The sequence below is a fragment of the Flavobacterium microcysteis genome (assembly GCF_006385255.1).
GTDB classification, from domain to species: domain Bacteria; phylum Bacteroidota; class Bacteroidia; order Flavobacteriales; family Flavobacteriaceae; genus Flavobacterium; species Flavobacterium microcysteis.
In genome coordinates this window covers 1-243 of record NZ_VFJE01000007.1, presented here as the reverse complement: position 1 = coordinate 243, position 243 = coordinate 1, and the positions used below count along the sequence as shown (strand labels likewise).

General features: G+C 51.4%; 1 protein-coding gene. It reads right to left on the bottom strand.

The window, feature by feature from the left end; genetic code table 11:
• Window positions 1-243, bottom strand: a 243-nt coding sequence (locus FJA49_RS18240) for an HYR-like domain-containing protein (RefSeq protein WP_158629415.1), incomplete at both ends; no start/stop codon positions are given.

The following is a 243-nucleotide window of genomic DNA, read 5'->3' as shown; positions in this document are numbered from 1 at the left end:
GCTCGGCAGTATTACCGCATAGGTCAGTAGCAGTCCATTTTCTTGTCAATGTATAGCTTCCGGCACAAGCACCGTCAGTTCTAGTCTCTGCAAAAGTTACGGTTGCAGTTCCGCAAGCATCAGTTGCAGTAAGCGTAGCCGCAGCCGGGATATTGTCGCAAGACGCAGCCAGTTCGGCAGCAGGCAATGTTCCAACGAATGCAGGAGCCTGAGTATCGGTCACACTAACCACTTGAGTATGCT